This window comes from Halarcobacter anaerophilus (assembly GCF_006459125.1).
Classification (GTDB): domain Bacteria; phylum Campylobacterota; class Campylobacteria; order Campylobacterales; family Arcobacteraceae; genus Halarcobacter; species Halarcobacter anaerophilus.
Window position 1 is genome coordinate 2,092,866 of record NZ_CP041070.1, and the last position, 13,376, is coordinate 2,106,241.

The window sequence follows — 13,376 nt, forward strand, 5'->3', positions numbered from 1 at the left end:
CGCAAAATTCTATTTTTTATACAAAAAAAGACTTGATTTTTCTATTTTTTTTACTTTGTACATAACTTTTACACAATTTTTGATTATACTCTTTTTCTAACTGATATAAGGAGTGAAAATAATGGAAACAAAAGGAATCCTGTCTACAGGTAAAAAACTAGTAATAGGAACAGTTGCAGCAGCAATGATGGCAACTTCTGCAGTAGCAGCAGAATATACGTTAAAGTTCTCACACGTTGTAAGTGCTAATACGCCAAAGGGAAAAGCGGCGGATTTTTTTGAGAAAAGATTGGAAGAGTTATCTGGAGGAAGAATAGATGTACAAGTTTATCCGTCATCTCAACTTTACAACGACAATGCAGTTGTAAAAGCGTTAAGACTTAATTCTGTTCAAATGGCAGCACCTGCATTTTCAAAATTCGGGAAAATCGTACCTCAATTAGCTCTATTTGATTTACCGTTCATCTTTAAAGATATTGATCATTTGCATAGAGTACAAGACGGTGAAGTAGGAACAAAACTAAAAGATATGGTAACTGCTAAAGGTATTATTGCTTTAGATTTCTGGGATAACGGATTTAAACAATTTACATCTTCACAAAAACCTATTCTTATGCCAAAAGATGCGGAAGGTCAAAAATTTAGAATTATGTCTTCTAAAGTATTAGAAGCACAAATGAAAGCTGTAGGAGGTAATCCTCAAATGATGCCTTTTTCAGAAGTTTATTCTGGATTGCAACAAGGTGTAATTGATGCAGCTGAAAATCCTATTTCAAATATCTACACTAAAAAATTTCACGAAGTACAAAAATATCTTACAATTTCAAATCACGGATATTTAGGATATTTAGTAGTTATGTCTAAAAAATTCTGGAACTCTTTACCTGATGATTTAAAAGCTGACGTAAAACAAGCTATGAAAGAAGCAACTGCTAAAGAGAGAGAATTGGCACAAGCTTTAGACAAAGAGCAGTTTGAAGAAATCAAAAAATATGCTAAAGATACAGGAAAACTTGAAATATTCACATTAAATGACCAACAAAGAGAGGCTTGGAGAGAAGCTGAAAGTAAAATCTATCCTGAATTCTACAATAAAAGAAAAATCGGAAAAGATTTAATTGAAGGTGCATTAAACACTAAATAATTTAACTTTTAAACTATCGGCTCTTCCGATAGTTTAAATTCTTATATAAATTCCCGTAAACTGCTATTTTATAGATGATTTTATACAAGATTTAAATTTAAAAATTTCTTCTTATGTACATAATAGCTACATAACTTTTAATTATAATTTATATACAATAGAGGAAGGAGAGAAAATGACAAAATATGCACTAAAATGTGTAATATCAAGTATCATAATCTTACCCATACTGTTTTTTAGTGGTTGTAAAGGGAAAGAAAAAGAGCATAAAGTTGAAGAGAAAAAAGATGCTCCGATTTTGGGTGAATACATTCTTAAGTTTTCTCATGTAGTTAGCCCAAATACACCAAAAGGAAAAGCGGCAAGCTTTTTTGAAAAAAGATTAGAAGAGTTGAGTGAAGGAAGAATTGATGTACAAGTCTATCCTTCATCTCAACTTTATAAAGATAATGCTGTTTTAAAAGCATTAAAACTCGATACTGTTCAAATGGCGGCACCGAGTTTTTCAAAGTTTGGGAAAATTGTTCCTCAACTAGCACTGTTTGATCTGCCGTTTCTTTTTAAAGATATGGCTCATATACATAGAGTGCAAGACGGGAAAGAGGGACAAAAGTTAAAAGATATGGTTAATGCAAAAGGTTATATTGCTTTAGCTTTTTGGGATAACAATTTTAAACAGTTGTCTTCATCTAAAAAACCTTTGATTTTGCCTGAAGATGCAAAAGGACAAAAATTTAGAATTATGTCCTCAAAGGTTTTAGAAGAGCAATTTAATGTAATAGGTGCTAATCCGCAAATGATGCCGTTTTCGGAAGTTTATTCGGGATTACAACAAGGAGTTATAGATGGTCAAGAGAATACTATTTCTAACATCTATACAAAAAAATTCCATGAAGTTCAAAAATACCTGACTATGACAAATCATGGTTATTTGGGATATTTAGTTGTAATGTCTGAAGAGTTTTGGAACTCTTTACCGCAAGATTTGCAAAAAGCTGTTGTACAGGCTATGAAAGAGGCAACGGCAAAACAAAGAGAATATGCTCAAGAGTTAAATGCCAAGCAGTTTAACTTGATAAAAGAGTATGCAAAACAAAGCGGTAAATTAGAGATTATTAATTTAACAAAAGAGCAAAAAGATGCTTGGAGAAGAGCCGTTAGTAAAATCTACCCCGATTTTTATGATTCAAATAAAATCGGTGAAGATTTGATTAAAGGCGTTTTAGCGACGGAGTAAAAAATGATTATTTTTAGAATTTTAGGTAAAATCATCGGTTTTATAAACCAATCAATTGCAGCAATCGGTATTACAGGCGGTGTTGCAATCGCATTTACTAATGTTGTAGCAAGATATGTTTTTGATGCATCATTAGTTTGGGCCACAGAACTAACTATTTTAATGTTTTTGTGGAGTGTATTTTTTGCAGCGGCATACTGTTTTAAACAAGATGCACATATTGCAGTAACAATTATTCTTGATATTGTACCGACAAAAGTTGCAAAAGTAATGTTACTTATATCTCATGTAGTAACACTTGTATTCTTAATTGCAGTTGCATATTACGGTTATGAATATCTTCTTTTGGTAATTGATTTGGATGAAAGATCAATTGATTTATGGGGTATGCCTATGTGGATTCCTTATTTAGTAATTCCTATTGCTTTTTCACTTGCAGCATATAGAGTTTTGGAAAAAATATATATTATTTTAAAAACACCTCACGAAGAGGTCTTAAAAGACAGTGAAGCAGAACAAGTTTTAGCAGGAATGGGAGTTGGAGCAGAAGATAAAAACAATGAAAATGTTAAGGAGCTAAATAAAATGGTTAAAGACGTTGAGAAGAAAACAGGAGGATTACTATGAGTATAGCTTTATTATTTGCAATATTTTTCCTTCTGGTTATTCTTGGAACTCCTATTGCTATCTGTTTGGGAGCATCTACATTTATTACGCTTTTAATCTTTACTGATATTTCTCCTATTGAAGTTTCGGCAATGATTTTTGAAAAAGTTGAACACTACTCATTGATGGCAATTCCAATGTTCATTCTTGCAGGTAATCTTTTAAGTAAAGGTAGTGCGGCACAAAGAATTATAGAATTTGCAAAATCATGCGTAGGTCACTTACCCGGAGGATTACCGATTTCAGCTATTTTTGCATCAATTATTTTTGCAGCTGTTTCAGGTTCGTCTCCGGCAACAGTTGTTGCTATCGGATCTATTATGTTTGGTGCTATTATGCAAGCTGGATATCCAAAAAAATATGCAGTGGGAACTATTGCAACAGCAGGTTCTTTAGGTATTTTAATTCCACCTTCAATTGTATTAATTGTTTACGGAGTTACGGCAGAAGTATCTATCGGTAAACTTTTTATGGCAGGTGTAATTCCGGGTCTTATGCTTGGGATTATGATGATGACTATTACTTATATTGGAGCTAGAAGATTAGGTTTTGAAAAAGAAGAACCGCAACCTCTTAAAATAAGACTTAAAAAGATGAAAGATGCTTCGTGGGGACTTTTTACTATCGTTTTAGTAATCGGTGGTATTTACGGGGGAATTTTTACTCCTACTGAAGCAGCGGCAGTTGCAGCGGTTTGGGCATTTATAGTTTCTGTTTTTATTTATAAAGATATAAAACTTTCAGAACTTTATGCAACAGCTTTAGAGTCTGCTAAAACTACTTCAATGATTATGTTTATTATCGCAAATGCGATGCTTTTTGCACACTTTTTAACAATTGAAAATATACCTCAACAAATCACTGAAGCACTTGTTGCTGCAAATGTAAATAAATATATGTTCCTTTTGATGGTTAACTTACTTCTAATTTTAGCCGGTTCATTTATGGAACCAAGTGCTATTATTATGATTATGGTTCCTTTACTGCTTCCTGTGGCAGTAGCTCTTGGAATTGATCCGATTCATTTTGGTATTTTAATTACGGTGAATATGGAGTTAGGAATGGTGTCCCCGCCTGTTGGACTAAATCTGTTTGTTACATCCGGGCTTACTGGTATGAGTATAAAAGATGTAATAGTTGCAGCGTTCCCTTGGACCATGACTATTTTAGTAGGTCTTATTTTAATTACATATATACCTGAGATTTCTCTGTTTTTGCCTAATTTAATGTATGGGCATTAATTAAAAATTTATAAAGTAGAGAGGGATTTTAACTCCTCTCTATTTTATAATAAAGTTTGTTCTATTAGAATTTTCAATCCGATAAGAATTAAAACAACTCCACCTATTTTTTCAGCTTTATCTTCTAAAAAACCTCCGCCTTTTATACCTATATAATTACCTACTATAGAAAAAACAAATGTTACAAGAGCAATTATAATCATTGATAAATAAGGATTTAGTTTCAAAAGAGAGAGTGTAAATCCAGCAGCCATTGCATCAATACTTGTTGCTATTGCCAAGATTAACAAAACCTTGTTTGTTACAATTTTTATTTCCTCTTCCGTACTCTCTTCAAAACTTTCATAAAGCATTTTACCTCCTATTAAAGTTAAAAGAAAAAAGGCAATCCAATGATCTATTGTTTCAATAAAACTTCCCACTCCAACACTTGCTAGATAACCTATTAGAGGCATAAAACCTTGAAAAAAACCGAAAAACAGTCCGATTTTCAAAGCTAAAAATTTATCAAATTTTTTGGTTTTTACACCTAAACCTATTGAAACTGCAAAGGCATCCATAGATAAGGCAAATGCCAAAAGAAATACTTCTATCATCTCTTATATAATCCTTTATTTTATTTAAAAGTGGGATTATAGCTAAATAATAAAATATACCTCTTTAAAAGAATTTTGCTAAAATATAAAAAAAGGTGGAAAATTATTATGCTTGAATCATATGAATTAAACAATTATCTGTACGCTTTTTTATTAACTTTATTTGCAGGCTTATCAACTTCATTAGGTGCAATAATCGCTTTTTTTTCAAAAAAAAGGAGTGAAACTCTGCTCTCCCTGGGACTTGGATTTTCTGCCGGGGTTATGATTTATGTTTCATTTATGGAGATTTTGAAAAAATCTCAGGACTCTTTTTTTAATCTATATTCAAATGATGTTTTTTCTGAATTTCTAACTATATGCTGCTTTTTTTTAGGCATTGCTTTAAGTGCATTTATCGACAAACTTATTCCCGAAGATGTAAATCCCCATGAACCTAAATCATATAATCAATTAGAAGAGTTAAAAGATTCAAAACAAACACATATTACAAAACTAAAAAGAACAGGTATTTTTACTGCACTTGCCATAGGAATTCATAACTTTCCCGAAGGTTTTGCCACATTTATCTCCTCTTTGGATGATTTGACTATCGGAGTAACTATTGCTTTGGCAATTGCTATACACAATATACCTGAGGGTATGGCAATTTCACTTCCTATCTATCATGCAACCCAAAATAAGAAAAAGGCTTTTTGGTACTCTACTTTATCCGGACTTGCGGAACCTATCGGAGCTGTTATAGGATTTTTCCTACTTTTGCCTTTGATGGGCAGTGCAACGTTGGGAATCACTTTTGCAATTGTTGCGGGAATTATGATTTATATCTCTTTTGATGAGCTTTTACCTGCTGCAAGGGTTTACGGAAATGCCCATACTTCAATCTTAGGTCTTGTTTTAGGAATGTTGATTATGGCAATAAGTCTTTTAACTTTTAAAATATTTTAAAAATACTGTTTTGATACACTTTTGACACACTTTTTATATATAGTTATATATATGGATATAAAGGATTAGTCATGAGCCAAAGTATAAAAAACGGGAAAAATAAAGTTTTAAACATCTCCAATATATTAACACAAAAAGAGAAAAAAATGTTGCAAAACGTGGGGTATGTGCTTTTGTCGGGAAATCTTGTGAAAAAAGTAGCTAACTCACAAAACTTTAAAATAAAAAAAAGTGACAGTGTTTTGTTTTTACAGCTGAGTAACTAAGCTATAAATTAATATAACTTAAGTTACTCTTGAATTTTATCAAACTCCATAATAAATTTAACTCCTACGTTAGAATTTTCCAAAGTTAAATTTCCTTCAAAAGAGTTTTTAACTACGAGTTTAACCATATAAAGTCCTATTCCTGTACCTTCGGCTTTTGTAGTATAATAAGGATCAAACACTTTTTCTAAATTTTCTTCATCTATTCCTCCTGCATTATCGGCAAGAGTTAAATAGTTCTTATCATCTTTTGAATAGACTTCGATTATAATCTTTCTATCTTCTATATTTCTATCTTGAAATGCTTGTATAGAGTTTGTTACAAGATTCATTAAAACTTGTGTCAATTCCATTTCGACACCTTTTAAAGAGAAATCATTTTCAAAATTTATTTCAAGGTCTATATTGTTTTTCTTTATTACCGAATCAACTAATTCAAAACTTCCGTCCAATGTTTTTTTGATAGAAAATGTTTTTTTATCTTTGTTTGATTTAAAAAATTCCAAAAAACCGTCTATGGTATCCCTCATATGATGGATTTGTAATTTCGTATTTTCCGAGAATTCATCTATTGCTTCTTTATCCAACTCACCGTAATCATATGAATACTTTATATCATCACAATATAAAGACAAAATATTAAGAGGTTGTTTCAACTGATGTGAAATCACACCTATCATCTCTCCTATTGATGCCATTTTAGTATTGTGAACAACTAATTTATTCGCCTCTTTTAAAGACTCTTTAGTCTCTTTGTTTTTATGAAAAAGATCAATATATACTTTTAGTTTTGAACTTAAAAGGTTTACATCAATCGGTTTTGAGATATATTCGATTACACCTAAATCATACCCTTTTTGCTGATAAGCATCTTTATCGTATATTCCTGTAATAAAAATAATAGGAATATCTTTTAACTTGTCAATTCCTTTTATATATTCTACAAACTGGAAACCGTCGATATCAGGCATTTGAATATCACTTAAAATCAAATCTACATCATTATCCATTAGAATTTGTATTGCATCTTTTGCATTTAAAGCAGTATAGATATCAACATCAAACTCTTCTATTAAAAGTTGTAAAGAGTAAATATTCTCTTCAACATCATCTAAAATTAAAATTGAAAATCTGTTTTTCATCTTCTTCTCCCTATAAACTCTTCTATATCGGTTATATCTACAATATTACCTTTTATTACATAAATATCGTTTTTAAATATCTCTTTTAAAAGGTTTAACTCATGCTTTGATATGCCTGCACTGTCTAAGATTATTACATCAAAAGAACTGTTTGCATTTTGAAAAAGTTCTTCCAAGTTTGTTACTTGTTTTAAAGTATGAACTTTTTGTAATAATATTACTATATTAATAAACTTTACCGCATCTGTGTTGTAAAGCAGAATATTTCTATGTACTTGTATTTTCGTCTCATTTCTAACTCCTTCTTTTTTATTCACTTTGCTGCTTTGCTCCTCTAAATCAAGAATATCCAAGCATTTGATTGCTTCACTGTTTTTAGGAACTGTTGCATAAAAAGTCGTTCCCTTTCCTACTTCGCTTTTTACAAAAATCGAACCTTTTAAAAGCTCCAACAACTCTTTTGTAATAGCAAGCCCCAAACCTGTACCTCCAAACTTCCTTGTTGTACTGCTGTCTGCTTGTTTAAATCTGTCAAAGATATCGCTTAATCTATTTTGAGGAATTCCTATTCCCTGATCTTCCACGGAGATAGTTACCTGGTCATCTTCATCTTTTGCTTTTAAATAGATTGCTTTGCCTCCTTCTACAAATTTAACCGCATTGCTTAAAAGGTTTTTTACAATCTGTTTAATCTTTTTTTCATCGCTGTAAACTTCTGTTATTTTTTTATCATATTCAAAATGTAATTTGATTTTTTTCTCTTGTGTTTGAGGAAGAAACATTGAATATATCTCTTTTAGAAGTTTATATAAATTTATTTGAGAATAATCAACAACCACCCTTTTAGACTCAAGTTTTGATAAATCCAAAACATCATTTATCAAATCCAAAAGATATTTTCCCGAACTATTTATTATTTGCAAATTTTTAATATCCCTTTGCGTTAAGTTCTCGCTTCTATTCTCTTTCATTACAGAAGAGATTACATTTATAGAATTTAGAGGAGTTTTAAGTTCATGACTCATATTTGCCAAAAAAATATCTTTTGCTTTGTTTGCTAGCTGCAACTGCTCTTTTTGCTCTTTTAAAAGCTTATTTGTATCTTTTAGTTTTTTTATATTTAAACAAGATTTTATACTCAAATTTAATTTGGGAATAAAACTTTTAAACATTTCTAGGAAAAAATCCTTATCTATACTCTCTTTTTCCACTAAAAATATTGAACCGTACTCCAATCTTAAAATTATTACACTCATTTCTTCATCAACTCTGTTAATACTTTGCGTATAATTTTTATAAAGTTTTGGTTCAAACTCAGTTATAGTGCCGAAAGAAGCAATTTCTTCAACTTTTTTTTCATATTCGACGCAATAAAGAGCATAAAAAGCATTTGTCTGTTCAACAAATGTTTTTACTACCTCACTCATCATTTCAGATAAATCCAGGCAATTACCTATTGAACTATAACATTTATAAGTAGTTTCCAAATTACTAACTTGCATAACAGCCTCTTTTAATCTTTATATTTATTTCTTATTTCTACTATTTTATTCATATTTTTAAATAGTAGATCTACAAGTTTAGGTTCAAACTCTTTACCTGCTTTTTCACGCATATACTCTTTTATCTCTTCTAAATCCCAACTTTTTTTATAACATCGTTTACTGCTTAAAGCATCAAAAACATCGGCAACAGCCGTTATTCTTCCGAAAACATGAATCTCTTTGCCTTTTAAGTTGTTTGGATATCCTGTTCCGTCCCATTTTTCATGATGTTCATGGGCTACTATTGAAGAGCTTTTTAATATTCTTCTTTCTGAATTTTTGAACATATTAAAGCCTATTGTGGTATGGCTTTTCATAATTTCAAACTCTTCTTGCGTTAATTTATCGGGTTTATTTAAAATATAATCGGGAATTCCCACTTTTCCTATATCATGCATTGGTGAAGCCATTTTTAACAAAGTTGCCTCATCTTCACTTAAACCGTACTCTTTTGCCAGCAAATATGAATATAAAGCCACCCTTCTTACATGATTTGCAGTCTCTTTACTTCTTGATTCACCGATAGAACCTAAAGTTAAAATCAAATCTTTTTGTGTTTTTTCTATCTCCAACTGTAACTCTATAATTTTACTTACATCGTTTCCTACAGCCAAATACTCAAAAACTTCACTCTCTTCATTAAAAACAGGAGAAAAGGTAAAATCAATATATTTCTCTTTGCCTTTAAACAAAAACTTGATAACTTTTTGTTTAATATTTTTATTTACTAAAGAGTCAAAAATTTCCCCGTAGATTTCTTCATCATTTAATACTTCATCAAAACTTTTGCCTAAATATGCATTTATACTTAAATTCGATAATTTTAAAAATCTACTGTTTACGTTTGATATTCTAAAATTTCTATCCAAATTTATCAAAATCGATGAATTATCCAAACATCTTTTATACTCGTTTAAAAGATGACTTTTACTAACTAAAGTATCTTTAAACTCTTCTAATTCAACTTTTAAAAGTTTAGTCAAACCTTCATCATCCGTAACATCATTGGAAATACATATAAACTCTATTATTTTTTCATTACTATCTCTTATTGGTATAACAGTAGAGTTTAATACATATTTTTTATGATTTTTCCCTTTACAAGAGTGTTTACCTTTCCAAAATTTTTTACTCTCCAATAATTTTAATATATCAGAAGATAAGATAGAAGATTTTTCTATGCTGTTAAAATTAAAAATTTTATCTTTCACATCTTCTAAACTAAACCCTGTTACTTTTTCATATTGAGAGTTTACAAAGGTTATTTTCCCTTCTATATTAAATTTAACGACGATTGTACTCTCATCTATCGCTTCTTTATACTGTTTTAAAATCTTTTTTGATTCTAAAGCTTCAATTTTTTCACATATCGCATAGATTTTTTCAATTAAGATATCCAACTCTATTGGTTTTAAAAGATAACTGTCTATATTAAGTTCTATTGCTTTTATTAAACACTGCGTTTCCGTTCTTGCCGTAGTTAAGATAATAGGAGTATTGCTGTTTATCTCTTTTATCTTTTCAGACATTCTTAAACCGTCTACAATAGGCATATTAATATCACTGATTACCAAATCTATACTCTTTTTTGAAAAAGTGTCAAGAGCCTCTTGCCCATTTAAACAAAGATATACATTATTAAAGACTCTATTTAAAAATTTTACAAGTTTTGTTGCAGCTTCAAACTCATCTTCAACATATAAAATGTTTAATCTTTTTAAAAACTCTTTATTTACCATTTCAAATCCTTTGCCGAATTATAACTACAAAAGGTATTTAAAAAGTATTTTTTTTAAATGAAAGAATAGTACTTTTGAAATATTGTTTGTTGTTATAATTCTCAAAAATAAGGAGGTTATCATGACAATGAAAATGGATGCTTGTGAATTTTTAAAAGAAAAATCTATTTTAATATTGAGTTTCGATAAAGCCATAAGTAATAGAATAGAGAACTCTTTGAGACCATATTCAACAAAAGTGGAAGTTTTAAGAATAATTCCTAATTATCTTAATATTTCAAAATATGATCTAATCATTATTGATTTAGAGTATTATGAAAAAAGAGAGTTGATTAAAACATTTTCAAACGATTATTATAATACGCCTATAATTTTCCTGATATCAAAACTTGAAAATATTGATTTGAACAACTTTAGTAATATTTGTATCAAAAATATTCTATTAAAAGATGATAATTTAAAGAATATCTCTATTTATATTCAAATTATTTTACAAAAAAAAGACAAAATAATTTTTAAAAACGGATATTCTTATTTGTTAAAAGAGAATCGTTTTTATTTCAAAAACAGTGAAGTTCCTTTAACAAAACTTGAGATTAAACTTTTTGAATATTTGATAAAGAATATTAATAGAACCATAGATTATCAGGAGTTGGTATCTAATGTCTGGGATGATAAAAGTTGTACTATCTACAGTATTAGAAACGTAGTAAATAAAATAAGAGAAAAATCATATTATGAGATTATTAGTAACATTTCAAAAAAGGGATATACTATTAATAATGACTATATTTATATTTAAAAAATTATGGTATTATTATTGTAATACCTTTTTTAGTAGAATATATATTATGGAAAAAATTGAAGATTATGAAAAAAACATTAGAATACTGTTAGTTGAAGATGATTATCTGACTCAAGTAAAATTAGTAAAGATTTTAAACAGGGTTTATGATGATATTGTAGTTGCAAAAAACGGTGAAGAGGCTTTAACTATTTTTAAAGCCTATCACTCACAAAATAAATCTTTTGATTTAGTAGTAAGTGATATTAATATGCCTATTATGAATGGAATTAATCTCCTTGAAAACATAAGGCAGATAGATGAACTTCTACCTTTTATTTTCGTAACCGCAAGATTGGATTTAGAGACTCTTCTACAAGTTGTAAAACTTGATATTGACGATTATATTCTAAAACCTATTGAAATAGAACCTCTTTTAAAAAGTATAGAAAAGACTATGAGAAAAAGTCTAAAAAGAAAAGAGAATCTAAATATATCTCAGAAACTCTGTTTAAGTGATGATTTGTATTGGGACAGTATAGAAAAATATATTTATAAAGATGAAAAACAAGTTAAATTAACAAAAAAAGAGATTATGTTTTTAGATATTTTATGTAGAAGAATCAATCAAGTTGTAAACACTGAAGATATCGTATATACTCTTTGGGAAGATGATATTGAAGTAGATTCGAATATAGCAAATCTTAAAAATCTAATCTCAAGAATCAGAGTTAAAATACCTAATCTGAATATAGAAAACGTATATGGTTTAGGATATAAATTAAGGATGAAGCATGAATGAAATTGATACATCAACTTTTAAAGTTCTTTATATTGAAGACGAAGATTTAGCAAGAGAAAAATTCGGTAAATTTTTAAAAAGAAGATTCGGAGAAGTAGTTCTTTGTGAAAACGGTGTCGAAGGTTTTATGAAATTTCAGGAAAGTTTCACGAAAAATGAAAAATTCGATTTGATTTTAAGTGATATAAATATGCCTAAAATGGATGGCTTAGAGGTTTTAGAAAATATTAGAAAATATGACAAAGAGATTCCCGTAATATTTTTAACGGCAAGATCAGAATCTGAACAAATGTTAAAAGCTATAAATCTTCATGTGGAGAGTTATATATTAAAACCCCTTGATTTTGATATGGTAAATGAAAAACTTGATAAAGTTTGCAAAGATATCTATTATAAAAAAATGTTTATAAAACAAGAACAAGAGATGAAAAATTATATAGATGTTTTAGATCAAGAAGCACTTGTTTCAAAAACAGACGCAAAAGGAGTTATAACTTTTGTTAATAACGGATTTTGTGAAGTTTCAGGTTACTCAAGAGAGGAGTTAATAGGAAAACCTCATAATATAGTAAGACATCCCGATGTTCCCAAAGATTTTTTTAAAGAGATGTGGGAAACTATAAAAGCGGGTAAAATCTGGACAGGAATTCACAAAAATCTGGCAAAAGACGGATCCACATACTTTATTAACTCAAAAATCTTTCCTATTTTTGAATTAGGAGGAAACAACGTAAAAGAGTATATGTCCGTAAGATTTTTGGTTACCGATTTGGAACAACAAAAAAGAGAAAGCCATAAAAACTATTTAAGCCAGCTTACAAATTATAAAAAAAATCTGAATGTTATAAATAAAGAAAAAGAGACTTTAGAAAAAACGATTCAAGAACTTGAGTTCTCAATTTCCGCTTTAAATGAGAAGTATAAAGTAAGTGAAATGAAAAGAAAAGAGTTACACTCTCAATTAGAAGCTTATGAAAAAAACAATTTAGAGTATAATAAAATCGATTTAATGACAAAAAGAGACAAAACCAAACAGTTTGAAGAGATATATAAATCTTATAACCTTATAAAAGGGAAATTAAACAGAGTAGAAAAAGAGTTAAAAGAGAAAGAAAAACAGTATCAAAGCAAAGTTGAACAAATCGATGACTTCGTATCAAGAGAGATAAAACTAAATAAAAGAATCTCAGATTTAAAAGATTTAGTAACAAATCTTCAAAAAGAGAATACTCAAGTTTTGAAAAACAAATCAATACTTCCTTTTTAA

Annotated in this window: 13 protein-coding genes; 9 read left to right on the top strand and 4 right to left on the bottom strand. The window is 29.2% G+C overall.

Going from position 1 to position 13,376, the window contains the following annotated elements; genetic code table 11:
* The first annotated feature begins 121 nt into the window (after positions 1–121).
* The 4 genes from AANAER_RS10380 to AANAER_RS10395 all read left to right on the top strand — a co-directional run bounded on the left by AANAER_RS10380 (position 122) and on the right by AANAER_RS10395 (position 4,288).
* A complete protein-coding gene (locus tag AANAER_RS10380) occupies positions 122–1,144 on the top strand; it encodes a TRAP transporter substrate-binding protein (protein WP_084593272.1) in 1,023 nt (340 codons plus the stop codon).
* Positions 1,145–1,319: 175 nt separating this feature from the next.
* On the top strand, positions 1,320–2,381 hold the full coding sequence (locus AANAER_RS10385) for a TRAP transporter substrate-binding protein (protein WP_129081155.1): 1,062 nt from the start codon (positions 1,320–1,322) through the stop codon (positions 2,379–2,381).
* 3 nt (positions 2,382–2,384) lie between these two features.
* Entirely contained in the window at positions 2,385–3,008 is a 624-nt protein-coding gene (locus tag AANAER_RS10390) for a TRAP transporter small permease (RefSeq protein WP_164969314.1), read from the top strand.
* Positions 3,005–4,288 carry a TRAP transporter large permease gene (locus AANAER_RS10395; RefSeq protein ID WP_129081156.1) on the top strand — a complete coding sequence of 428 codons (1,284 nt, stop codon included), beginning with the start codon at positions 3,005–3,007 and terminating at the stop codon, positions 4,286–4,288. The genes AANAER_RS10390 and AANAER_RS10395 overlap by 4 nt, the downstream gene beginning before the upstream one ends.
* Before the next feature lie 44 nt (positions 4,289–4,332).
* Here the strand turns inward: AANAER_RS10395 and AANAER_RS10400 are convergent, their stop codons facing one another.
* Positions 4,333–4,884 carry a manganese efflux pump MntP gene (locus tag AANAER_RS10400; protein WP_044417994.1) on the bottom strand — a complete coding sequence of 184 codons (552 nt, stop codon included), beginning with the start codon at positions 4,882–4,884 and terminating at the stop codon, positions 4,333–4,335.
* Positions 4,885–4,992: 108 nt separating this feature from the next.
* Here AANAER_RS10400 and zupT point away from each other — a divergent pair, with 108 nt between their 5' ends.
* Both zupT and AANAER_RS10410 read left to right on the top strand, forming a co-directional pair.
* Positions 4,993–5,832 carry a zinc transporter ZupT gene (gene zupT, locus AANAER_RS10405; protein WP_129081157.1) on the top strand — a complete coding sequence of 280 codons (840 nt, stop codon included), beginning with the start codon at positions 4,993–4,995 and terminating at the stop codon, positions 5,830–5,832.
* 71 nt (positions 5,833–5,903) lie between these two features.
* Positions 5,904–6,098, top strand: a complete 195-nt coding sequence (locus AANAER_RS10410; RefSeq protein ID WP_129081158.1) for a hypothetical protein — start codon at positions 5,904–5,906, stop codon at positions 6,096–6,098.
* 23 nt (positions 6,099–6,121) lie between these two features.
* Here the strand turns inward: AANAER_RS10410 and AANAER_RS10415 are convergent, their stop codons facing one another.
* From AANAER_RS10415 to AANAER_RS10425, 3 genes are read right to left on the bottom strand one after another with little or no spacing between them, the layout of a single operon-like run.
* Positions 6,122–7,240: a sensor histidine kinase gene (locus tag AANAER_RS10415; protein ID WP_044417990.1), complete on the bottom strand. Its 1,119-nt coding sequence runs from the start codon at positions 7,238–7,240 to the stop codon at positions 6,122–6,124.
* Positions 7,237–8,742 carry a sensor histidine kinase gene (locus AANAER_RS10420; RefSeq protein WP_129081159.1) on the bottom strand — a complete coding sequence of 502 codons (1,506 nt, stop codon included), beginning with the start codon at positions 8,740–8,742 and terminating at the stop codon, positions 7,237–7,239. Before AANAER_RS10420 ends, AANAER_RS10415 begins: the two co-directional genes overlap by 4 nt.
* A gap of 11 nt (positions 8,743–8,753) precedes the next feature.
* On the bottom strand, positions 8,754–10,523 hold the full coding sequence (locus AANAER_RS10425) for a response regulator (RefSeq protein WP_129081160.1): 1,770 nt from the start codon (positions 10,521–10,523) through the stop codon (positions 8,754–8,756).
* Positions 10,524–10,644: 121 nt separating this feature from the next.
* On the opposite strand from AANAER_RS10425, the gene AANAER_RS10430 reads away from it, so the two are divergent.
* Genes AANAER_RS10430 through AANAER_RS10440 form a run of 3 tightly spaced genes read left to right on the top strand, consistent with a single transcriptional unit; the run spans position 10,645 to position 13,376 of the window.
* The gene (locus AANAER_RS10430) at positions 10,645–11,325 is read left to right on the top strand and encodes a winged helix-turn-helix domain-containing protein (RefSeq protein WP_129081161.1); all 681 of its coding nucleotides are present in this window, start codon (positions 10,645–10,647) and stop codon (positions 11,323–11,325) included.
* Between the two features lie 49 nt (positions 11,326–11,374).
* The gene (locus AANAER_RS10435) at positions 11,375–12,109 is read left to right on the top strand and encodes a response regulator transcription factor (protein ID WP_164969315.1); all 735 of its coding nucleotides are present in this window, start codon (positions 11,375–11,377) and stop codon (positions 12,107–12,109) included.
* Positions 12,102–13,376 carry a response regulator gene (locus AANAER_RS10440; protein WP_129081163.1) on the top strand — a complete coding sequence of 425 codons (1,275 nt, stop codon included), beginning with the start codon at positions 12,102–12,104 and terminating at the stop codon, positions 13,374–13,376. The genes AANAER_RS10435 and AANAER_RS10440 overlap by 8 nt, the downstream gene beginning before the upstream one ends.